This is a genomic window from Rhizobium sp. 25PS6 (genome assembly GCF_032464655.1).
In the GTDB taxonomy this organism is placed as follows: domain Bacteria; phylum Pseudomonadota; class Alphaproteobacteria; order Rhizobiales; family Rhizobiaceae; genus Rhizobium; species Rhizobium laguerreae.
The window spans coordinates 54,821-75,147 of record NZ_JAWDIV010000009.1; the positions used below are offsets into that span (position 1 = coordinate 54,821).

At 60.5% G+C, this 20,327-nt stretch carries 23 protein-coding genes and 1 tRNA gene; 11 read left to right on the plus strand and 13 right to left on the minus strand.

All coding sequences use genetic code 11. From position 1 onward, the window contains the following. The first annotated feature begins 327 nt into the window (after positions 1-327). The 7 genes from RWK44_RS14490 to RWK44_RS14520 all read left to right on the plus strand — a co-directional run bounded on the left by RWK44_RS14490 (position 328) and on the right by RWK44_RS14520 (position 5,884). Positions 328-729: a pilus assembly protein N-terminal domain-containing protein gene (locus RWK44_RS14490; protein ID WP_316028983.1), complete on the plus strand. Its 402-nt coding sequence runs from the start codon at positions 328-330 to the stop codon at positions 727-729. 114 nt (positions 730-843) lie between these two features. After that, on the plus strand, positions 844-1,479 hold the full coding sequence (locus tag RWK44_RS14495; RefSeq protein ID WP_316028984.1) for a TadE/TadG family type IV pilus assembly protein: 636 nt from the start codon (positions 844-846) through the stop codon (positions 1,477-1,479). Next, a complete protein-coding gene (locus RWK44_RS14500) occupies positions 1,479-2,060 on the plus strand; it encodes a TadE/TadG family type IV pilus assembly protein (protein WP_316028985.1) in 582 nt (193 codons plus the stop codon). Before RWK44_RS14495 ends, RWK44_RS14500 begins: the two co-directional genes overlap by 1 nt. A gap of 208 nt (positions 2,061-2,268) precedes the next feature. Then, positions 2,269-3,489: a phosphopentomutase gene (locus RWK44_RS14505; protein ID WP_316028986.1), complete on the plus strand. Its 1,221-nt coding sequence runs from the start codon at positions 2,269-2,271 to the stop codon at positions 3,487-3,489. Beyond that, the gene (locus RWK44_RS14510; RefSeq protein ID WP_316028987.1) at positions 3,486-4,454 is read left to right on the plus strand and encodes an adenosine deaminase; all 969 of its coding nucleotides are present in this window, start codon (positions 3,486-3,488) and stop codon (positions 4,452-4,454) included. The genes RWK44_RS14505 and RWK44_RS14510 overlap by 4 nt, the downstream gene beginning before the upstream one ends. A 105-nt stretch (positions 4,455-4,559) precedes the next feature. Continuing rightward, positions 4,560-5,189 (plus strand): uracil phosphoribosyltransferase, encoded by a 630-nt coding sequence (gene upp, locus RWK44_RS14515; protein WP_003544477.1) that lies wholly within the window; start codon positions 4,560-4,562, stop codon positions 5,187-5,189. A 125-nt stretch (positions 5,190-5,314) separates the two neighbouring features. Continuing rightward, positions 5,315-5,884 (plus strand): TIGR02281 family clan AA aspartic protease, encoded by a 570-nt coding sequence (locus RWK44_RS14520; protein WP_168283198.1) that lies wholly within the window; start codon positions 5,315-5,317, stop codon positions 5,882-5,884. A gap of 6 nt (positions 5,885-5,890) precedes the next feature. Here the strand turns inward: RWK44_RS14520 and deoA are convergent, their stop codons facing one another. From deoA to RWK44_RS14565, 9 genes are all read right to left on the minus strand, one after another. Continuing rightward, positions 5,891-7,198: a thymidine phosphorylase gene (deoA, locus tag RWK44_RS14525; protein ID WP_222062292.1), complete on the minus strand. Its 1,308-nt coding sequence runs from the start codon at positions 7,196-7,198 to the stop codon at positions 5,891-5,893. 1 nt (position 7,199) lies between these two features. Further along, on the minus strand, positions 7,200-7,976 hold the full coding sequence (gene deoC, locus RWK44_RS14530) for a deoxyribose-phosphate aldolase (RefSeq protein WP_222062291.1): 777 nt from the start codon (positions 7,974-7,976) through the stop codon (positions 7,200-7,202). Positions 7,977-8,084: 108 nt separating this feature from the next. Further along, positions 8,085-8,885 (minus strand): purine-nucleoside phosphorylase, encoded by an 801-nt coding sequence (locus RWK44_RS14535; protein WP_221944878.1) that lies wholly within the window; start codon positions 8,883-8,885, stop codon positions 8,085-8,087. Then, entirely contained in the window at positions 8,882-9,271 is a 390-nt protein-coding gene (locus tag RWK44_RS14540) for a cytidine deaminase (RefSeq protein WP_003544464.1), read from the minus strand. Before RWK44_RS14540 ends, RWK44_RS14535 begins: the two co-directional genes overlap by 4 nt. 1 nt (position 9,272) lies before the next feature. Next, the gene (locus RWK44_RS14545) at positions 9,273-10,244 is read right to left on the minus strand and encodes an ABC transporter permease (protein WP_131666580.1); all 972 of its coding nucleotides are present in this window, start codon (positions 10,242-10,244) and stop codon (positions 9,273-9,275) included. Positions 10,245-10,254: 10 nt separating this feature from the next. Further along, the gene (locus tag RWK44_RS14550) at positions 10,255-11,358 is read right to left on the minus strand and encodes an ABC transporter permease (RefSeq protein WP_131666581.1); all 1,104 of its coding nucleotides are present in this window, start codon (positions 11,356-11,358) and stop codon (positions 10,255-10,257) included. A 7-nt stretch (positions 11,359-11,365) separates the two neighbouring features. Further along, positions 11,366-12,877: an ABC transporter ATP-binding protein gene (locus tag RWK44_RS14555; protein ID WP_131666582.1), complete on the minus strand. Its 1,512-nt coding sequence runs from the start codon at positions 12,875-12,877 to the stop codon at positions 11,366-11,368. Positions 12,878-12,965: 88 nt separating this feature from the next. Continuing rightward, positions 12,966-13,958 carry a BMP family lipoprotein gene (locus RWK44_RS14560; RefSeq protein WP_017962791.1) on the minus strand — a complete coding sequence of 331 codons (993 nt, stop codon included), beginning with the start codon at positions 13,956-13,958 and terminating at the stop codon, positions 12,966-12,968. Between the two features lie 316 nt (positions 13,959-14,274). Next, positions 14,275-14,592 carry a hypothetical protein gene (locus RWK44_RS14565; protein WP_003544459.1) on the minus strand — a complete coding sequence of 106 codons (318 nt, stop codon included), beginning with the start codon at positions 14,590-14,592 and terminating at the stop codon, positions 14,275-14,277. 228 nt (positions 14,593-14,820) lie between these two features. Between RWK44_RS14565 and RWK44_RS14570 the strand changes: the two genes are divergently transcribed. Then, positions 14,821-14,910 (plus strand) — tRNA-Ser (locus RWK44_RS14570). A gap of 100 nt (positions 14,911-15,010) precedes the next feature. On the opposite strand, the gene RWK44_RS14575 is transcribed toward RWK44_RS14570, so the two are convergent. Continuing rightward, a complete protein-coding gene (locus tag RWK44_RS14575; RefSeq protein ID WP_316028988.1) occupies positions 15,011-15,487 on the minus strand; it encodes an Lrp/AsnC family transcriptional regulator in 477 nt (158 codons plus the stop codon). A gap of 41 nt (positions 15,488-15,528) precedes the next feature. On the opposite strand from RWK44_RS14575, the gene RWK44_RS14580 reads away from it, so the two are divergent. The 3 genes from RWK44_RS14580 to RWK44_RS14590 all read left to right on the plus strand — a co-directional run bounded on the left by RWK44_RS14580 (position 15,529) and on the right by RWK44_RS14590 (position 17,345). Continuing rightward, entirely contained in the window at positions 15,529-16,149 is a 621-nt protein-coding gene (locus RWK44_RS14580) for an RBBP9/YdeN family alpha/beta hydrolase (protein ID WP_316028989.1), read from the plus strand. Between the two features lie 241 nt (positions 16,150-16,390). After that, a complete protein-coding gene (locus RWK44_RS14585) occupies positions 16,391-16,600 on the plus strand; it encodes a KTSC domain-containing protein (RefSeq protein WP_020052394.1) in 210 nt (69 codons plus the stop codon). Positions 16,601-17,105: 505 nt separating this feature from the next. Beyond that, positions 17,106-17,345: a CrpP-related protein gene (locus RWK44_RS14590; protein ID WP_168268127.1), complete on the plus strand. Its 240-nt coding sequence runs from the start codon at positions 17,106-17,108 to the stop codon at positions 17,343-17,345. Here the strand turns inward: RWK44_RS14590 and pncB are convergent. The 3 genes from pncB to RWK44_RS14605 form a co-directional block, all read right to left on the minus strand. Continuing rightward, positions 17,327-18,631, minus strand: a complete 1,305-nt coding sequence (gene pncB / locus RWK44_RS14595; RefSeq protein WP_020052392.1) for a nicotinate phosphoribosyltransferase — start codon at positions 18,629-18,631, stop codon at positions 17,327-17,329. The two genes, RWK44_RS14590 and pncB, sit on opposite strands and share 19 nt — an antisense overlap. Positions 18,632-18,818: 187 nt before the next feature. Beyond that, positions 18,819-19,166 carry a hypothetical protein gene (locus RWK44_RS14600; RefSeq protein ID WP_205936983.1) on the minus strand — a complete coding sequence of 116 codons (348 nt, stop codon included), beginning with the start codon at positions 19,164-19,166 and terminating at the stop codon, positions 18,819-18,821. A gap of 197 nt (positions 19,167-19,363) precedes the next feature. Continuing rightward, positions 19,364-20,323, minus strand: coding sequence for a 2-hydroxyacid dehydrogenase (locus tag RWK44_RS14605; protein WP_316028990.1), 960 nt, complete (start codon positions 20,321-20,323; stop codon positions 19,364-19,366). Positions 20,324-20,327: the final 4 nt, after the last annotated feature.

Below are 20,327 nucleotides of genomic sequence, written 5' to 3' on the forward strand. Positions count from 1 at the left end.
GATCGGATGAGTGCAACCTAGCGAATGGCCGTTTCTATCGGCTTAAGGAAAAGAGTTAACGACATGTGAACGAGACAACAGACCTTTGTAGAGTCAGTATTTTCTTACTCACTTCGCTCAATATTTAACGATATTCCTGAGATATTCGCTGTATTCATCTGGAAATAGCACATATTCTGCTTCCAACCGGGGCGTGCGCCGTCTTAAAGCCGTACCAAATCGGATCATTACGCTTCATCCCGGAACAGAGTGGTAGGCTTAAGGCTTCGTTCACCAATTTTTTCCATTCTATGCGGATATTGCGCTGTGATCGTGAAAGAGGACCCAATGTCATCGAGCGGCAAAACCATTTTCTTTGCCGGCATGATCGCCGTCTTCGGTATTTCGGGAGTGTCCGCGGCCGCAGACGATGACATGCTGCGCGTCTATATGGATCACGCGCGCGTCTTGAAGCTCGACCGCCCCGTCAGCAAGGTGATTGTCGGCAATGCCGCAGTCGCCGATGCGACCGTGGCCGATTCCAAGACCATCGTGCTGACAGGCCGCAGCTTCGGCACCACCAATCTGGTCCTCCTCGATGCCGACGGCAACGCGATCCTCGACGAACGCATCCTGGTGTCGATCGACGAGGGCAATACGGTGCGCGTCTACCGGCAGACCCAGCGCTCCGTGCTGTCCTGCACGCCGAACTGCGAGCAGCATGCACAGCAGGCGACCACCGCGCCTTGATCGGCTTGCCTCGGTTCTTCGGCCATTCGTTAAAATCATAGTGTCAGGTTGAAACGGAAAATCAACGAACGGACCTTAGTCTGACGACTGGAAAATGTCGCTCGGGTCCAGGCAATGACGGTAATTGATCAGAAGACGGATAAGGGGCGCGCTTTTGCGCCATTCCGTTTCTTACGGTTTCGCGCTCTCGCCCGCTCGCGTGATGGTGCCGCGGCGATCGAATTCGCCCTGCTCGCCATTCCCTATTTCCTGGTGATTTTCGCAATCCTCGAAACTTTCGTCGCCTTCGCCGCCGAGGAACTCGTCTCCAACGGCGTCGATACGATGAGCCGCCGGATGCGAACCGGGCAGATCACCTATAATCTCGGCCGCACGACCGATATGAACCAGGCGCAATTCCGCCAGGCTTTCTGCGATGAGATCTCGATCCTGATCCGCTGCTCGGCGACCGAAGTCGCCACGCCGAGCAAGCTCTACCTGGATGTGCAGACGTTCAGCACCTTCTCGGCCATTCCGACGACGATCCCCAAGGTTTCCACCGACAAATATGCCGACATCAATCCGGCTGCCTTCAAATATGCGCCGGGCGGCGCCGGCACGATCAACATGCTGCGCGCTTACTATCGCTGGGAAATCACCGCGGACCTGGTCCGGCCTTACATCACCACCATACGCCCCACGGACGCTTCGATGCCGAGGCAATATCTGATCGTCGGGACCTCGGCCTTCCAGAACGAGCAGTATCCATAATGGCGTTGCGCAACCCGTTCACCAGATTGGTCCTGACGGTGCGGCGGCTGGCCCGCGACCGCAAGGGCGCCGGAGCGATCGAATTCGCGATCCTCTTTCCTGTGCTCGTCATGCTCTATATCGGCGCTTTCGAGATTACGGTCGGCCTCAGCGTCAGCAAGCGGGTGACACGCGCCGCAGGAGCGGTGGCCGACCTCGTCACCCAGCAGCAATCCGTCACCAAGAGTGCGCTTGCGCAAATGCCATCGGTCGCAAACGCAATCTTCCTGCCCTACAACACGACGTCGCTGAAGATGAAGATCACCGGGATTAGCATCGACGCCGGCGCCAATGCGAAAGTGCTCTGGTCCTGGGCGCAAGACGGGACGGTGCCCTATGCCAAGGACACCGCAGTGAGCGACGTGCCGACCGACATGAAGACGGCGAACAGCTTCCTTGTTCGTACCGAGGTCAGCATCCCCTATACGATGTTCCTGTTCGCGCCGAACTTCATGCCGGACGGCATGCGCACGATCACCATCAGCCGCAATTATTTCTACCGCCAGCGGCAAGGCGACTCGATCCCCTGCGGCGACTGCTGACGGCCCTTCCCGCTCTTCTCTGCTGCATAACTCCCTCAATCGAAATCGACAGGAGTTATGCAGCAATTCAAAATGTTACAGCGTCCTTTGCGCGTCTGAATAAGACGCGAGGCGCTGTAATTTGCCAAGCCGGCCGCAGCATTATATGGCTGGATCTCAGCCGCCTCCGACATTGCAGAGGTCGGCGATCGGCTCTCTCGGGTGTAAAATGGCGCGTGCCTTTCTTTTTGTTCTGGATTCCTTCGGCGTCGGCGGAGCGCCGGATGCGGCGGCCTATGGTGACGAGGGCGCCGATACGCTCGGGCACATCGCCGAGTTCTGCGCGGCCGGAGCCGCAGACCGTGCCGGATTGCGCGAAGGGCCGCTATCCCTGCCCAACATGTCGGAACTCGGGCTGATGCATATCGCGCGATCGGCCTCCGGCAGGTTTCCGGCCGGCATGCCCGTCCCGGAGAAGGTCTACGGCATTTATGGCGCCGCCACCGAAGTTTCCCGCGGCAAGGATACGCCGTCGGGCCATTGGGAGATCGCGGGAACACCTGTCAGTTTCGATTGGGGTTACTTCCCGATAGAGGGCGACGCCTTTCCTCAGGAATTCATCGAGGCGCTGTGCAGGGAGGCTGACGTGCCCGGCATCCTCGGCAACTGCCATGCCTCGGGAACGGAGATCATCGCCCGGCTCGGCGAGGAACATATCCGCACCGGCAAGCCGATCTGCTATACCTCCTCGGATTCGGTCTTCCAGGTCGCGGCGCACGAGGTGCATTTCGGCCTTGATCGTCTGCTCGCCTTCTGCCGTCTAGCCCGGGGGCTGCTCGATCCCTACAATATCGGCCGCGTCATCGCCCGGCCCTTTATTGGCCAGTCCGCTTCTACTTTCCAGCGTACCGGAAACCGGCGCGACTTCTCCGTGCTGCCGCCGGAGCCGACGCTGCTTGATCGGCTGATCGAGCATGGCCGACATGTGCATGCTGTGGGAAAGATCGGCGACATCTTCGCACATCAGGGCATTTCCAGGGTCATCAAGGCGAATGGCAATGAGGCGCTGATGGATGCGTCGCTCTCGGCGATCGACGCGGCTGAGGACGGCGATCTCGTTTTCACCAATTTCGTCGATTTCGACATGATCTACGGTCATCGCCGCGACGTGCCGGGTTATGCCGCAGCACTCGAAGCCTTCGATGCGCGCTTGCCCGAAGTCCACAAGAAACTGAAGCCCGGCGATCTCGTCGTGCTCACCGCCGATCATGGCTGCGATCCGACCTGGCGCGGCACGGACCATACGCGCGAACGCGTGCCTGTCATCGCTTATGGCCCCGGCATCCGGTCGCGTTCGATCGGCGTGCGCCGCAGCTATGCCGATATCGGCGAAAGCATCGCGCGGCATCTCGGCATTCCGGCCGGAGCGCACGGAAGGAGTTTTCTGTGACATCGCATTTGAAGAAGGTCGAACTGCACTGCCACCTGGAGGGTGCGGCACCGCCAGCTCTGACAGCGGCGCAGGCACGGAAATATGGCGTCGACATCAGCGCTGAGCTTCGCGACGGCGCCTATATCTGGCATGATTTCGCAAGCTTCCTCGAATGTTACGACAAGGTTTCCGAGGTCTACAGAACCGAGGAGGATTATGCGCTTCTGACCGAAACCTATCTCGACGAACTCGCCGGCATCGATACGATCTACAGCGAGCTCATCGTTTCGCCCGACCACGGCAAGCGCATCGGGCTGGGAGCCGACGCCTATATATCCGGTATCTGCGAAGGCATCCGGCGGGCCAGGGAAAAGAGCGGCATCGAGGCCCGGCTGATCGTCACCGGCGAGCGGCATTTCGGTCCGGAAAGCGTAATCGGCGCTGCCGAATATGCAGCAAAGGCGGACAATCCTTTGATTACCGGCTTCAACCTTGCCGGCGAAGAGCGCATGGGCCGTGTGGCCGATTACGCACGCGCCTTCGATATCGCCCGCGATGCCGGCCTGGGGCTGACCATTCATGCCGGCGAGGTCTGCGGCGCCTTCAGCGTTGACGACGCGCTCAATGCGGTGCGCCCCTCGCGGATCGGCCACGGCGTGCGCGCCATCGAGGATCTCGACCTAGTGAAGCGGCTTGCCGACCTCGGCACCGTGCTCGAGATCTGCCCGGGCTCCAATATCGCGCTCGGGGTGTTTCCCGATTTTGCGTCCCATCCGCTGCGGCGACTGAAGGAAGCGGGCGTGCGGGTGACGATCAGCTCGGACGATCCGCCATTCTTCTATACTTCACTGAAGCGGGAATATGAACTTGCCGCCGGAGCTTTCGGCTTCAGCGACGCCGAGATCGATGCGATGACGCGCACGGCGATCGAAGCGGCCTTCGTCGACGAGCAGACGCGCAAGGACTTGCTCGCCCGGCTTTAAAGACCCCAGAGGCTGGGGAAGATCGACGCAAATTGGCCGCCACTCTTGCGGTCGGGCCAATTTCCGTGAAAGAAACATTCGATAGAAAGAATGAAAGGCTTCCCCATGGACGGCGTCACGGTCATCGATCATCCGCTTGTGCAGCACAAGCTCACCATCATGCGGCGCAAGGAGACATCGACGGGAAGTTTCCGGCGTTTGCTGCGCGAAATCTCGACGCTGCTCTGCTACGAAGTGACCCGCGATCTCGAACTGACGATGGAAACGATCGAGACGCCGCTGCAAACGATGGAATCGCCGATCCTCGAGGGCAAGAAGCTGGTCTTCGCCTCGATCCTGCGCGCCGGCAACGGGCTGCTCGAAGGCATGCTCGATCTCGTGCCGTCCGCCCGCGTCTCGCATATCGGCGTCTACCGCGACCACGAGACGCTGCAGCCGGTCGAGTATTACTTCAAGGCGCCGGAGGACGTGGCCGAAAGGCTGATCATCGTCGTCGACCCGATGCTTGCGACCGGCAATTCCTCGATCGCGGCGATCGACAAGCTCAAGGAGCGCGGCGCCCACAATATCCGCTTCCTCTGCCTGCTTGCCGCGCCGGAAGGCATCCGCAACTTCCGCGCCGCGCATCCCGATGTTCCCGTCTTCACCGCATCGATCGACAGTCATCTCAACGAGAAGGGCTACATCATGCCCGGCCTCGGCGATGCCGGCGACCGTATGTACGGCACCAAGTAATTTCAGCCTTCCTTTACCAAATCGAAAGACTTTACGGCCCGGAGGTTCGTTCCGGGCCTTTTGGCGTCGATCTTAGCAACTTATCAGCACTTGAGGTTTAGCAAGCTTGGAGCATGAGGCCCTGCATGAAGCCGGGTTTATACAGGAAGGATTTCTGTTTCATGCTCGTGCGTACCGTCCTATTCGCCAGCATCGCCGCAGTGCTCGCCACACAGGTGCCTTCCTTCTTCGGAAGCACCAGCCAGCAGCCCGCTGACGCTCTCTCCGCCAATTACGTATCGACCCAAACCGAGCAGCCGGTCGCACCGGAGCCGGCCTACGGCAGCAATGCGATCCGCCTTCAGGCCGATGCGCAGGGCCATTATACCGGCAGCTTCAAGATCAACGGCAAGCCGGTGCAGGGCCTGATCGATACCGGCGCCACCTATGTGGCGCTCAACGAGACGCTCGCCCGCCGGCTGGGCTTCACCGCCAACCAGCTCGATTTCCGCTATGGGGTGAACACCGCGAACGGCCGGACGAAGGCCGCGCATGTGACGCTCGACCGGGTCGAGATCGGCGGTATTCGCGTGCGTGAGGTTGAAGCCTTCGTCCTGAAGGACGATGCGCTGACGACGACGCTGGTCGGCATGAGCTTTTTGCAGAAGCTCGCCTCCTATTCCGTCGCCGACGGTTCGCTCAGCCTCAAGCAGTAAACCGCGTCAGATCAGGCCGGCAATTACCGGTGTCAGCTCCGGCTTGTCCTCGGTGATGCGATAGTGCGCGGCAAGTGCCGCAGCTGCCCTTTCCGCCGCGGCTTCGTCGGCGGCATGAACCAGCGCGATCGGTTCGCCGGCATTGACGCGGGTGCCGAGCGGCAGGAGTTCGGAGAAGCCGACGCGATGATCAATCCGGTCCGCCGGATGGCGTCTTCCGCCGCCAAGATCGATGACACTGACCCCGATACCGCGCGCATCGCAGGCGGCAAGCCAGCCGGACCGGGCGGCCGGAACAGGCTTTGCGACCGGCGCCTTGGCCAGGTATCGGTCGGGGTTTTCGATGAGATCGGCCGGGCCGCCGAGCATGGACACCATGCGCGCGAAGACCTCGGCCGCCTTTCCCGATGACAGGGCTTGCCGCGCCATCCTCTCGGCTTCATCAGACGAGGCGGCGATACCGGATTTCACCAGCATCTCGGCGGCGAAAGCAAGAACGACGGTCTCAAGCCGCGTGTCGGCCTTCCTGCCCGCCAGGAAATCCAGGCAGTTGCGCATTTCGACGGCATTGCCGGCACTATCGGCGAGCGGTTGGTTCATGTCGGTGATCAGGGCCGAGGTCTTCACGCCTGCGCCATTGGCCACCTCGACCAGTGACTGCGCCAGGATCTCCGCCTGGCCGCGATCGGCCATGAACGCGCCGTTGCCGACCTTGACGTCGAGCACCAGCGTCTCGAGCCCCGCCGCAAGTTTCTTCGAGAGGATAGAGGCAGTGATGAGGGGAATGGAATCGACGGTGGCGGTCACGTCGCGCACGGCATAGAGCCTGCCGTCGGCGGGCGCCAAGGTCCCGGTCTGGCCGATGATGGCGCATCCCGCCTCCTTCACGACCTTGTGGAACAGGTTCGCATCCGGGGTGATCATATAGCCGGGAATGGATTCGAGCTTATCCAGCGTGCCGCCGGTATGGCCGAGGCCGCGCCCGGAGATCATCGGAACGGCGAGGCCGCAGGCAGCGGCGATCGGCGCCAGCATCAGCGAAACATTGTCGCCGACGCCACCGGTCGAATGCTTGTCGGCGATCGGGCGATCGATATCGGCCCATTGCAGCCTGTCGCCGGAATCGGCCATCGCCAGCGTCAAGGCCACGATTTCGGTCCGCGACATGCCCTTGAACCAGACGGCCATGGCGAATGCGCCGATCTGACCTTCCGACAACTGACCGGCGGCGAGTGCCGCGACGAAGGAGCTGATCTCGGCGGCGTCGAGTTCGTCGCCATCGCGCTTACGCCGGATGATCTCCTGCGGAATCATTTCAGTAGCCCGACGCCGCAGCCGGTGCCGACTGTGTTCCGCTCAGAACCGCCAGGATATCGTCGAGCAGGTCGGAAGCGCCGAAGCGGAACGTCGACGGCATCGCCCAGTCCGGTGTCATGATGGTTTCGGCAAGGCTCAGATAGAGCGCGGCATCGGCCACCGAACCGATGCCGCCTGATGGCTTGAAGCCGACCTTGCGTCCGCTCTCGCGGATAGTGCGGATCATGATGTCGGCGGCTTCGAGCGTCGCATTGACGGCGACCTTGCCGGTGGAGGTCTTGATGAAATCGGCGCCGGCTTCGATGGCGAGTTCGGAGGCATGGCGGATCAATGCCGCATCCTTCAGCTCGCCAGTCTCGATGATGACCTTCAGCAAGACGGGGCCGGCGCATTCTGCGCGCACGGCCTTGACCATGTCGGTCACCGCCTTCTCGTTGCCGGCGAGCAGCTTGCGGTAGGGGATGACCAGATCGATCTCATCGGCGCCATCGGCAATCGCCTCGCGTGCTTCAGCGGCGACATCGGCTACTTCCATATCGCCGGAGGGGAGGTTGACGACGGTCGCGATCCGCACGGCGTGCCCGGTGCCGAGGATATTGCGGGCCTGAGCGACGAACCGCGGCCAGATGCAGATCGCAGCGCTGGTGCCGTAGGGCGTCTGCGCCCGGGCGCAGAGCGCGTCGATCTGCGCCTCGGTGCAATCATCCTTCAAATTGGTGAGATCGAGAAGAGAAAGGGCGACAGCCGCCGTCTCCCGGTTGGAATGGCTATTCATCTTCGCATCCTCTAGAGCATGAAGCCGCAAAGTGTGCGCGGTTTCGGCACCATGTTCTAATTATCTATTTAGAACAGGATTCAGATTTTAGGCCGACCCGGCCTAAAATCATCCTGTTCCAGCCGCAATCATGTCTTTCAAAATGGCGGCGAGACGGGCGCCGCCAATGGGCGCCATGTCCTTGGTTTCTTCATGGCTGAGCTCATTGCCGGTCATGCCTGCCCCATAGTTGGTGATAACGGAGGCGGCGGCAACCCTCAGGCCCAGCATTCTTGCGATGATGACCTCAGGCACAGTCGACATGCCGACGGCATCGGCGCCAAGGATGCGCGCCATGCGGATTTCGGCCGGCGTTTCGAAGCTTGGACCGGAGAACCACATATAGACACCTTGCGCCAGCTCGATTTCAAGCTTTGCCGCTGCCCTTTGCATCGCCGCGGCAAGGCCCGCGTCATAGGCATTGGTCATGCCGACGAAACGGTGATCGCTTTCCTCGCCGATCAGCGGGTTCATGCCGGAATAGTTGATGTGATCGGTGATCTGCATCACCGAACCGGGCGGCATGTCGTCACGCAACGATCCGGCCGAATTGGTCAGGATCAGCGCTTCGACGCCGAGCGCCTTCAGCACCTCGATTGGCAGGCGCATGGCGTTGGCATCGCCCCTCTCGTAATAATGCACGCGGCCGGAGAGCATGATAACGGGCACGCCGCCGAGACGGCCGGCGACAACTTCGCCTGCATGGCCGGAGACGGCACTGACGGGAAAGCCCGGCAGGTCACGATAGGGAACACGCACGGCGCCGTCCAGCGCACCGACGAGAGAGCCGAGACCGGAGCCGAGCACGATACCGTGGCGTGGCTTGATGCCACCGAGCAATGCGGCAAGCAGGTTGACGGTCGCCTTCATCCGAGTTCGGTCTCGAAACTGAAGGGAAGAAGCTCTTCCATCGTCATGGTCTTCTTCACGCCCGCCTCATCGCAGAGGTAGATCTTCGTCTCCTTGGAGGCAAATTCGGAGATCTTCTGGCGGCAACCGCCGCAGGGCGGGCAGAGCGGGAGTTTTTCGGCAATGACCGCCATTTCGACGATCTTCTTGGCGCCGCCCATGATCATGGCGCCGATCGCCGTCGGCTCGGCGCACCACCCTTGCGGAAAAGAGAGGTTTTCGATGTTGGCGCCGGTATAGACCTTGCCGTCCTCGGCGCGGATCGCCGCGCCAACCGGAAATTTCGAATAGGGTGCATGGGCAAAGGCCATGGCGCCGCGGGCGGCTTCGAACAGATCGTGAGACATATCAACGCTCCTTCGTATAGGGCACGCCACCAGCTTTCGGCGGGGTCGCGACGCCGATGAAGCCGGCAAGCAGGACGCAGGTAAGGACATAGGGCAGCGCCTGGAAGACCTGAACCGGCACTTCGCCGATCAGCGGCACCTGCTTTCCCTGCATGAAATTTGCCAGCGCATCGAGAAAGCCGAAGAGCAGGCAGGCAAACATGACGGGGACCGGCTTCCACTTGGCGAAGACGAGTGCTGCGAGCGCGATGTAGCCCTTGCCGGCCGACATGTCCTTGATGAAGGCGGCGGACTGGGCGATGGCGAGATAAGTGCCGGCAAAGCCGCAGAGAATGCCGGCACACATGACGGCGCGGTAGCGCAGCCAGGCAACGGAAATACCTGCCGTATCGACCGCGCCCGGATTTTCGCCGACGGCGCGCAGGCGCAGGCCGAAACGTGTGCGGTAAAGCACCCACCAGGAAAACGGTACGGCGAGGAAGGCGAGGTAGGTGAGTATATTGTTGCCGGATATGACATTGGCATAAAGCGGGCCGATGATCGGAATGTCGCGGGCGGCATCGGCGCCCGGGAGGATGATCGGCGCGAAACGCGAATCCGGCGCCAGCTGCGGCGTGCGCCCGCCCTGGCCGAACCAGGCCTGGCCGAGCACGATGGTGATGCCGGCGATGAAGAAGTTGATCGCCACACCTGACACGATCTGATTGCCGCGATTGGTAATCGAGGCGAAGCCGTGCAGCAGGCTCAGCGCCACCGAGCAGAGGATGCCGGCACCGAGCCCGAGCCAGGCGGAACCGGTGAGATAGGCAACGCAGGCGGCGGCAAAGGCTGAGCCCAGCATCTTACCCTCAAGGCCGATATCGAAGATGCCGGCGCGTTCCGAAAACAGACCGGCAAGGGCGGTGAAGATCAGCGGGATCGACAGGCGGATGGTGGAGGCTAGAACGCTGATGAAGATGTCATAATAATCCATCGCCCGCTCCTTAACCGCGCTTGAACTGCTGATAGAGGCGCACCATCGCCGGCCGGAACATATATTCCAGCGCGCCGGCAAACAGGATCACCAGACCCTGGATGACGAGGATCATCTCGCGTGTGATATTCGGCATTTCGAAGGAGATCCAGTCGCCGCCCTGATAGAGGATGCCGAAGAGGATTGCCGCCAGGATGATGCCGAGCGGATGATTGCGGCCCATCAGCGATACGGCGATGCCGACGAAGCCGGCGCCGCCGACGAACCCCACCTGCAGGCGGGCGGAGGCGCCCATAACCGGATTCAGCGCCATCATGCCGGCCAGCGCGCCGGAGAGCATCATCGCGATCATCACGATTCGTACGTAGGGAATACCGGCATATGAAGCAGCTGTCGGACTGACGCCTAGCGTGCGCATCTCGAAGCCAAGTTTCGTGCGCCAGATTAAAAGCCAGACGACGTAGCACATAACCAGCGCAATGATGAAAGAGACGTTTAACGGGGCAGCACCCAGCTTTGTCCCGAATATTTCCATCAGCCATGTTAGCTTCGGCAACTGCCCACCCTCGAGGAATGTGCGTGTTTCCGGCGCCATTTTGCCGGGCACGATCAATACGTGCACCAGCAGGTAGTTCATCAGCGAGGCGATGATGTAGTTGAACATGATCGTCGTGATGACGATATGGCTGCCCCGCTTCGCCTGAAGCCATGCCGGAATGAAGGCGGCAACCGCGCCGAAGAGTGCAGCGCCGACCACCGCAACCGGCATCGTCACATACCATGGCACGTAATTATCGAGCGAAAGCGCCACCAGTGCACAGCCGAGGCCACCCATGTAGGCCTGGCCCTCGGAGCCGATGTTGAAGAGACCGGCATGGATTGCCACCGCGACGGAAAGGCCGGTGAAGATGAAGCTCGTCGCGTAGAACAGCGTGAAGCCAATGAACTCGCCATTGCCGAGCGCACCCTCGATCAGCAGCGACAGCGCATCGAGAGGGCTTTCACCGATCAGCCAGACGACGAAGCCGGAGATCAGGAAGGCGACGGTAAGGTTCAAAAGCGGGATGAGGCCGTAGTTGATCCAGTTTGGCAGCGGAACGGAAGCAGTGCTCATAAAGGCCTCACGCGGCAATGCCGGCCATCATCAGGCCGAGGGTCTGTTCACCGGCATCGGGCGTCTTCTCGCCGACGACATGGCCGGCAAACATGACAAGGATACGGTCCGAAAGGGAGCGGATTTCATCGAGCTCGACGGAGACGAGCAGGATCGCCTTGCCCGCATCGCGCATTTCGATGATCCGGCGGTGGATGAATTCGATAGCGCCGATATCGACGCCACGTGTCGGCTGGCCGATGATCAGCATCTTCGGATCGCGTTCGATCTCGCGGGCGACGACGATCTTCTGCTGGTTGCCGCCGGAGAAATTCGCCGTCTTAAGCCGCGGGTTTGGCGGGCGGATGTCGTACTTCTCGATCTTCTCCATCGCATCCTTGCGGATCGCTTCGAGATCGAGCAGCGGGCCTTTGCTGTAGGCCGGGCGGCGATGATAGCCGAGCACGGAATTTTCATATTCCTCGAATTTCAGCACCAGGCCCATATGGTGGCGGTCCTCGGGAATATGCGCGAGGCCGAGATCACGCAGGCGGGCGGGATCAGCCTTGTCGATCGTCTGGCCGTCGAGCAGGATTTCGCCGGAGGTCGGCTTGCGGATGCCGGCAATAGCCTCCAGCAATTCGGACTGGCCATTGCCGGCGACACCGGCGATGCCGACGATCTCGCCGGCGCGCACGTCGAAGGAGACATTGTCGACCATGGTGACGCCGCGATTGTCCTTGACCGTCAGGTTGCGGACGGACAGCACGGGAGATCCGGGGTTGGCCTCGCCCTTCTGCACGCGCAGCAGCACGCGGCGGCCGACCATCAGCTCGGCGAGTTCCTCCACCGTCGTCTCCGCCGTCTTGCGGGTCGCGACCATTTCGCCGCGGCGCATGACCGAGACCGTATCGGTGATCGCCATGATCTCGCGCAGCTTGTGGGTGATGAGGATGATCGTCTTGCCCTGGTCGCGCAGCACCTTGAGGATCCGGAAGAGATGATCGGCCTCTGCCGGCGTCAGAACGCCGGTCGGCTCGTCGAGGATCAGGATCTCGGCGCCGCGATACATCGCTTTCAGGATCTCGACACGCTGCTGCAGGCCGACCGGCAGCTCCTCGATCAGCGCGTCCGGATCGACCTCCAGGCCATATTCCGTTTCCAGCCGCTTGAGCTCGGCGCGGGCCGAGGCGACGCCCCTCGCCAACAGCATGCCGCCTTCGGCGCCAAGCATGATGTTCTCGAGCACCGTGAAATTATCGACCAGCATGAAATGCTGGTGCACCATGCCGATGCCGGTGGCGATCGCCGCCTGGCTGTCGCGGATGGTGACCGGATTGCCGTTGACCAGGATCTCGCCGCTATCGGCATGGTAGAAACCGTAGATGATCGACATCAGGGTCGATTTGCCGGCACCGTTTTCGCCGATGATGCCGTGGATCGTTCCCTTGGCAACGGTCAGGTTGATGTCCTTGTTGGCGTGGACGGCACCGAATTTCTTATCGATGCCGACAAGCTCGATAGCGGGCTTATCTGTCACTGCAGACTCCAAATAAGAAAAGGGCGTATGGCGAAAATCCCCTCCGCCATACGCCCGATCTCAATCGTCGATCACATACGGGCGCGGATCACTTCGGGCAAGCGTTGTCCGAGGTGTAATCGTGAACCTTGACGGTTCCCGCGATGATATCGGCCTTGGCCTTGTCGACGGCAGCCTGCATTTCCGGTGTGATCAGCGACTTGTTGTTGTCGTCGATCGCGGCGCCGACACCGTCTTCCTTGACGCCGAGCGCCTGGACACCGCCGGTGAACTTGTCGTTCTTGGTGTCGTTGTAGGCATTGTAGACGGCGAGATCGACGCGCTTGACCATCGAAGTCAGGACCGAGCCCGGATGCAGATGGTTCTGGTTGGAGTCGACGCCGATCGACAGCTTCTTGTTGTCGGCGGCGGTCTGCAGAACGCCGAGACCGGTGGCGCCGGCTGCCGCATAAACGACGTCAGCGCCCTGGTCGATCTGGTTCTTCGCCAACTCGCCGCCGCGGACCGGGTCGTTCCAGGCAGCGCCCGTCGTGCCGGTCATGTTCTGGAACACTTCGATATCGGCCTTGACGGAGCGTGCGCCCTGCTCGTAGCCGCATTCGAACTTGCGGATCAGCGGGATGTCCATGCCGCCGACGAAGCCGACCTTGCCGGTCTTGGAGGCCATGCCGGCGAGAACGCCGACGAGGTAGGAACCTTCTTCTTCCTTGTAGACAACCGAGCGGACGTTCGGCTTGTCGACGACGGAGTCAACGATGATGAACTTGGTGTCCGGGAATTCGGCTGCAACCTTCTCGATGGCCGAGGTCCAGGCGAAGGAAACGGCAACCACCGGATTGAACCCGCGGCTTGCGAAGTTGCGGATGGCCTGTTCGCCTTGGGTGTCGCCCGTCGGCTCGAAGTCGCGATAGGCAATGCCGGTCTCGGTCTTGAACTTCTCGGCGCCGTTATAGGCCGCCTCGTTGAAGGACTTATCGAACTTCCCGCCGGTGCCGTAAACCAGCGCCGGCTTGACATCGGCGGCAAGCGCCGTCGTCGACATGGCAGCCACGGCAAAGAGAGTGAGAAGGGATTTTTTCATTGTGCAGCCCTGTTGTTGCTATTCGTTAGGGGTCCTCCCGCAAGCCCTTTTCGGGCATGTCTGCGGAACCACCGACCTCCCCCCGGAGGCCTGGCTGCGTGCATCCTTGCATGGCTCACGGAAAAATTCACCAGAAATTTTTCAGGCGGTAAAGATTTGCAGCGATTGCCGAAAATCAGCTCTTCGGGACTGATTTTTGGACATTCTCTCCCTCAGAATGCGGATTTTCTAGCCAGCCCGGCGGTAGATACCGATGTCGAAGAGCAGGCTACGCCACCCGGATTTCTCACCGGGCCGTGCCGGCAAAACCACCTAGCTATGCGGTGAAGCGACCGGCCACCGGCGGCTTCTTGTAGCCGATCATCCACAGAAGCAGCGCGATCACCAGGAAAACGGCAAAGGCCGGCTGGAGCATCAGCCACTGGAAGATGAGGGTGTAGAAGCGCGGGTGGATATAATAGGAAAGGGAGGATTGCAGCGACGTCAGCGTCGTCGGGCTCACATCCTGCCAGGCATCGGAGATCGGCGTCATCACCACGGAGGACGCGGCAACCGATTGGATCGAATCGATGGTCCCGGCAATAACGGCCGCCGCAAGCGCGACAAGACTCGCCAGACGCAACAGGAAACGCATCAATTCCTCCGACGCTCGATATGCCGGACAATTCCGGCCGGCCGCGCCATTCTCCACCTAGAGAATTACATAGTCGTCGATGAGGTGAAGCACAATGGATGGGCCGAGGCGAGTTTTATCGGAAGAAGTCAAAAAACTGTTAGATTTAGGTTGATCGACGTAAATTCATCGGTATATATCGCGCCGTTCCGACGATTTGCTCCTACCCTGGGCGCGAACGCCAAAAAAGGACAGGTGGCCGAGTGGTTTAAGGCGCACGCCTGGAACGCGTGTGTACGTGAAAGCGTACCGTGGGTTCGAATCCCACCCTGTCCGCCATACCTTCATTCTCAATATTGATTCAAACCGTATCGAGAGCGGGACGCGGAAGCGTTTTGGCGGCACGCTTCGCTGGAACAAGCTGGTCGTCCGCATATTCTCAAGGGCGCTGCAGCAGGGCGCGTCCGATCGGTTTCGGATTCTCGCTGCGCAACACCAGAGATGTCGTCACGGCTCCAAAACGCGCGATCGTGTCCACGATCGTTTCCAGCTCCCCCGGCGACGGAACCAGCACCTTCAAAAGAAAACAGTCCTCTCCGGTGAGGCGCAATACTTCCATGACTTGCGGCATCTCCGCGAACTGTTTCAGACAGGCCTTGATATGCTCATGCGTCGTGCGCAAGCGAAGCACAGCCGTCATTCCAATCCCCAGAGCGGTGGGGTCTATCCGGGCGGTGTAACCGACAATGATGCCGCGATCTTCCAGCCGCTTGACCCGTTCCGATGCTGCTGGCTGAGAGAGCCCGACCCGTCGACCGAGTTCGGAAATCGCAATGCGTCCATTTTCCTGCATCGCCTCGATAATGGCGATATCGGTTGGATCGAGCGATACCCGATTGTTTTCCTGAAAAGCCATGGGGTCACCTTAAAATCATCGGAAAGAGACGCGGTTTTCCGATGATCATTCATTCCGAAGCAAATGAAAATGCATCATTTTCAACTGCGCGGATGATCAGAGGAAGAGACATGAAGGACATCATCATATTGCCGGGGATTGGCGGTTCGGGCGATACTCATTGGCAAACACGCTGGGAAAGGTCGAACCCGGAAATGCGACGTTTTCAACCGGCCAATTGGGAAAAACCCGACCTGGTGGACTGGATTTCAGCCCTGGAGCGCGCCGTCGGCGAATCAGCAACCCCTCCCCTGCTGGTCGCCCATAGCCTTGCCTGTCTGCTGGTCGCTCATTGGCAGCAGGTTTCTTCGCTTACCGTTGCCGGAGCGTTTCTTGTGGCAGTCCCGGACCCGCAGTCCGCGTCATTCCCAGAGGAGGCGGCCGGATTCGCCGATCCACCGTCACAAAAGATGCGCTTCCCCACTCTGATCATCGCAAGCGCCGATGATCCTTTCGGCACGCTCGACCATGCCCATGCACGAGCGGATCTGTGGGGCAGCGGTCTTGTCGCGATCGGTCCTTTCGGCCACATCAACGGGCAAAGCGGCCTTGAGGACTGGATCCCAGGAAAGGCCTTGCTGACGGCCTTCTCTGCCGGATTGGCGAAATCTGATCGGGCTTGATCTTATTTCGAGTTCCGACCAAATTGCGGAAACAGGCCTTTGCCGCGGCGGACGTGTGCGAGACGGAGCAACGAAATGCCCCACTCGCAAGCGTACGTTCGAGGCTCTCGAACCCGTCGCTCCGATGACGCTACGAGGTTTTAATCGTCGAAAGATTCCTGAATTTTTACCATGCGGCTTCACCGCGTCTTTGCACGTTTGGGTTTACCTTCTGCCAAATTAAAAAACAGAGGTAAAACAGGTGGAAGAACTTTCGGTAAAGTCGAAGATCATCAAATCCGTCTATTTCAGCCAGGACGACGGACGACTCAGGATTTGTTTCAAGAATGGCGAGGAACGTCTGTTCGAAGGCGTTCCAACCTCGGAAGCCCATGCAATGACGGCGGCGCCGTCTCCCGGCCATTATTATCTCGACCGGATCAGAACCCGGTTTCGCAGATTGGCTGCCTGAAAACCCGAGAGGTTGCCGCTCCTGCACAGTTCCTGAAATCGAAATCGATTTCAGGACAAAATTAGGCGGCATTGAAAGTGTTGCAGCGTCCTTTGCCGTCTGAAAAGACGCGCGCCGCTGTCGCCCGCGTTGCAGGTTTGTGCGGGTTCGGGAAGACACCGGTGGATATTAACCGGCGATTAACCTTCGAGATTATCTGGGTTGGATCACGCCTGCGGAAAAGCGGCAACTTGCCGGCGCTGCCGGCCAGTTCAAAGTCGGCCAGCCGGGAGGCTCGGCGGCGGACCCCAGCCAGGAAGCCGAGCCTCCCCGTCACGACGCTCGTGGAGCATATTGCTGAACGTGCATGGTTTCGAACGCCGTCAGGCGAGTTCCCGTTTCCATTATCGCCAGAACTAGCGAATTGGAGCTAATCCTGTGAAAAACTCGAACTTTCGCATCCGGACTCGACAATGCTTTATTAGGATGATTGCATGAATCCATCGGGTAAAGACCGGGGGTAATGATGTTCGAGGATCTGCTTGAGATGCAGGAGCGTGGCGTACGGGACCGTGCGCGTGGCCGCAGTCTGGCCGACAATCCTATGTCGAAGCCGGATATCCTGCCGATAACCGATTTCCAGGAATGGTACTCGATGTTCGACGCCTGGCGCTTCGGTTGGTCGATCGAGGATGCGATGGCAGGGCATGCCAATGCGTCACGGGATGGCGACGCCTTGTCCCGGACCTATACCAGAACGGTCTGATCGATCCTGTCCTCGGCGCCGAAGAATTTCAGGTAGCGTTCTACCTCGGCCGGGTCGCCGGTCGCCTTCTGCGGGTTGTCGGAGAGCTTCACCGCCGGACGGCCGTTGGCGTCGCTGACCTTGCAGACGACGGAGATCGGGTTGAGGCCGGAGATCTCGATCGGCGCGCAGCCGGAAAAATCGTTCGTCAGGTTCGTGCCCCAGCCGAAGCTCATGCGCACGCGGCCTTCGAAATGCCGGTAGGTGTCGATGATGGCGTCGACATCGAGGCCGTCGGAGAAGATCAGCAGCTTCTGGCGCGGATCGCGGCCCATCTTCTTCCACCAGTCGATAATCTTCTCGCCGCCTTCGATCGGCGGGGCACTGTCCGGGCGGAAACCGGTCCAGTCGGCGACCCATTCCGGCGCATCGCGCAGGAAGGCGGCGGTGCCGAAGGCATCGGGCAGCACGATCAGAAGGTTGCCGCCATAGAGCTTGTTCCAGTCGCGCAGGATCTTGTAGGGCGCGTTGCGGAGCTGCTCGTCGGTTTCGGCCAGGGCGGCGGCCACCATCGGCAGCTCATGAGCATTGGTGCCGACGGCCTCGAGATCGGAATCCATCGCCAGCAATACGTTGCTGGTACCGGCAAAAGCCGGGCCAATGCCTTCCTTCAGCGCCTCGACGCACCAGCGCTGCCAGAGGAAACTGTGGCGGCGGCGAGTGCCGAAATCGGAGATACGCAAGCCCGGCAATTCCTTCAGCCGTTCGACCTTCGACCACATCTTCGCCTTGGCGCGAGCATAGAGCACATCGAGGGTGAAGGGACCGAGCGCCTTCATCGCCGAGCGCGAGCGCAGCTCGTTGACGATGGCGAGCGCCGGGATTTCCCACATGGTGGTTTCCTTCCACGATCCGTGGAAATCCAGCACATACTGGCCGTCCTTCTTCGACAGCTCGTATTCGGGAAGCTGGAAATTGGAAAGCCAGGCAAGGAATTCCGGCTCGAAGATCTGCGCGCGACCATAGAAGCTGTTACCCGCAAGCCAGATCATTTCCTTTTTGGAAAGTCTCAGCGTGCGGGCATGATCGAGCTGCTCGCGCAACTCGCCTTCGTCGAGCTCCTCGGCCAGACGCACACGCTTGGTGCGGTTGATGAGGGTGAAGGAAGCGTTCACGTTCGGATAAAGCTTCCAGATCATCTGCAGCATCAAAAGCTTGTAGAAGTCGGTATCGATCAGACTCCGGATGATCGGATCGAGTTTCCAGGCGTGATTGTAGACGCGTCTTGCGATATCGGTCCTGGCCATCAAACTCCCGCCCCTGTCCACTTCGGTCAGGTGCTGCCAAATTCCTGGGTACTGCCAAGTTCCCGGCCGGCGCACAAAACCGGCTCGTGCGCCTTCTTATCGAAAAATCGGCGGCTAAAGTCCAGACAAAACAATGAACGTCCCGCCGCGGTGTGGCGGCGGGACGTGAACATGGTTTTGCTCACGATTATTGGGCCGGCGTTGCGGGTGCCACATTCGGAGCGGCCGGCGTGGTGTTCGGCGTTTCGGTTGGAACGGCAGTCCCATTCTGCAGCGCCGGCGCGGGAGCCGGAGCCGGCTGCTGCGACTGGAGCTGCTGACCCGGCTGTTGCGGTGCCACCTCGTTTGCCTCGCGATTTCCCCAGATCTCGACCGGTATCCAGACCACGAAAGCAAGCACCAGCGCGACGATCAGCACCGTCAGGATGCGATAACCCATGCGTCCCTGCCTTGCCTTCACCGGCGGGATCTGCTGTTCCTTGTGGAGCTTGCCATCCGACTTTTCCCAGCGTGTTTCCGTCTGATGGGCCATCATCGTCTCCTTCCGCTGTCTTGACCGGCCGATCCGGCTGCGAAGAATTTCCGCAGAGGAAACGGGTGGCTGTCTGGAAGGTTCCGAAAGCCTAAACTAAAGCGCGTCGCGATCTTTCAGATTCGCTCCTCGCGCTTTAGGTCCTTGTTTTTACGCATGTCGTTATCGCAAAACCGCTGCACACTTTTGCGCGACATGCTTTAGTAGCCGGCGGCGCGGTCGACCACGAATTGCAGCGGCTCGCCGCGCTCGAAACGAGCGATCTGCGTCTCGACATGACGGAACAGCGCGTTTTCTTCGGAGACCGCCGCATCGTGCGGCGTGATGAAGACGTTCTGCAAGTCCCACAATGGGTGGTCTGATGCAAGCGGTTCCGCCTCGAAGACATCCAGGGAAGCGCCGCCGAGGGTACCGTCACGGATGGCGGAGACGATATCGGCCTCGACCTGGCTCTTGCCGCGGCCGGCATTGATGAAGACCGGCTTTCCGAGCGCGCAGTCGCGGCGCAGCTTCGCAAACAGCCGGGCGTTATAGAAGCCTGTTGTTTCAGGCGTCAGTGGCAGCAGGCCGACGAGGATGTCGGTCCTTGCGAGGAAGCTGTCCAACTCGCTGGCATCGAAGGTTTCGACGCCATCGATCTGCTTGCGGCTGCGCGACCAGCCGATGACGTTGAACCCCATCACTCTCAGCTTGGCGACCGCATCCTGCCCGAGAATGCCGAGGCCCATGACACCGACCGTCACTTCCGCCGCCTCCGGCGCGATCAATTTTGCCCATTGGCGCTGGCGCTGGTGGCTATCATGGGCGTATTGCCCGCGCAGATGCATCAGGCATTGCATGACCACCCATTCGCTCATACGGGTCGTCAGGCTGCGGTCGACGAAGCGGACGATCGGGATCTCGGGCAGGCCCGCCATGCCGATGATATGGTCGACGCCGGCCCCACCCGAAAAGATCACTTTCAGGTTCGGCGCCCGCGCGAAAAGGTCGGCATCCGGTTTCCAGAGGAGCGCATATTCGACCGCGCGGAGATCGCGCGCCCGATCGGCCGGATCGGCGAGATTGATGCTGCCGCGGTCGGCAAAGGCCGTCTTCAGCACGCGGGCGACGCCTTCGGGATTGAACTTGATATCGACGAGAACGGGGGGGCTTGCGGGCATGATC

Excerpts from the sequence above, each read along its gene's own strand:
- RWK44_RS14490 (WP_316028983.1), top strand. The coding sequence starts at position 328 with ATGTCATCGAGCGGCAAAACCATTTTCTTTGCCGGCATGATCGCCGTC.
- RWK44_RS14495 (WP_316028984.1), top strand. The coding sequence starts at position 844 with ATGACGGTAATTGATCAGAAGACGGATAAGGGGCGCGCTTTTGCGCCA.
- RWK44_RS14500 (WP_316028985.1), top strand. The coding sequence starts at position 1,479 with ATGGCGTTGCGCAACCCGTTCACCAGATTGGTCCTGACGGTGCGGCGG.
- RWK44_RS14505 (WP_316028986.1), top strand. The coding sequence starts at position 2,269 with ATGGCGCGTGCCTTTCTTTTTGTTCTGGATTCCTTCGGCGTCGGCGGA.
- upp (WP_003544477.1), top strand. The coding sequence starts at position 4,560 with ATGGACGGCGTCACGGTCATCGATCATCCGCTTGTGCAGCACAAGCTC.
- RWK44_RS14520 (WP_168283198.1), top strand. The coding sequence starts at position 5,315 with ATGAAGCCGGGTTTATACAGGAAGGATTTCTGTTTCATGCTCGTGCGT.
- deoA (WP_222062292.1), bottom strand. The coding sequence starts at position 7,198 with ATGATTCCGCAGGAGATCATCCGGCGTAAGCGCGATGGCGACGAACTC.
- deoC (WP_222062291.1), bottom strand. The coding sequence starts at position 7,976 with ATGAATAGCCATTCCAACCGGGAGACGGCGGCTGTCGCCCTTTCTCTT.
- RWK44_RS14535 (WP_221944878.1), bottom strand. The coding sequence starts at position 8,885 with ATGAAGGCGACCGTCAACCTGCTTGCCGCATTGCTCGGTGGCATCAAG.
- RWK44_RS14540 (WP_003544464.1), bottom strand. The coding sequence starts at position 9,271 with ATGTCTCACGATCTGTTCGAAGCCGCCCGCGGCGCCATGGCCTTTGCC.
- RWK44_RS14545 (WP_131666580.1), bottom strand. The coding sequence starts at position 10,244 with ATGGATTATTATGACATCTTCATCAGCGTTCTAGCCTCCACCATCCGC.
- RWK44_RS14550 (WP_131666581.1), bottom strand. The coding sequence starts at position 11,358 with ATGAGCACTGCTTCCGTTCCGCTGCCAAACTGGATCAACTACGGCCTC.
- RWK44_RS14560 (WP_017962791.1), bottom strand. The coding sequence starts at position 13,958 with ATGAAAAAATCCCTTCTCACTCTCTTTGCCGTGGCTGCCATGTCGACG.
- RWK44_RS14565 (WP_003544459.1), bottom strand. The coding sequence starts at position 14,592 with ATGCGTTTCCTGTTGCGTCTGGCGAGTCTTGTCGCGCTTGCGGCGGCC.
- RWK44_RS14575 (WP_316028988.1), bottom strand. The coding sequence starts at position 15,487 with ATGGCTTTTCAGGAAAACAATCGGGTATCGCTCGATCCAACCGATATC.
- RWK44_RS14580 (WP_316028989.1), top strand. The coding sequence starts at position 15,529 with ATGATCATTCATTCCGAAGCAAATGAAAATGCATCATTTTCAACTGCG.
- RWK44_RS14590 (WP_168268127.1), top strand. The coding sequence starts at position 17,106 with ATGTTCGAGGATCTGCTTGAGATGCAGGAGCGTGGCGTACGGGACCGT.
- pncB (WP_020052392.1), bottom strand. The coding sequence starts at position 18,631 with ATGGCCAGGACCGATATCGCAAGACGCGTCTACAATCACGCCTGGAAA.
- RWK44_RS14600 (WP_205936983.1), bottom strand. The coding sequence starts at position 19,166 with ATGATGGCCCATCAGACGGAAACACGCTGGGAAAAGTCGGATGGCAAG.
- RWK44_RS14605 (WP_316028990.1), bottom strand. The coding sequence starts at position 20,323 with ATGCCCGCAAGCCCCCCCGTTCTCGTCGATATCAAGTTCAATCCCGAA.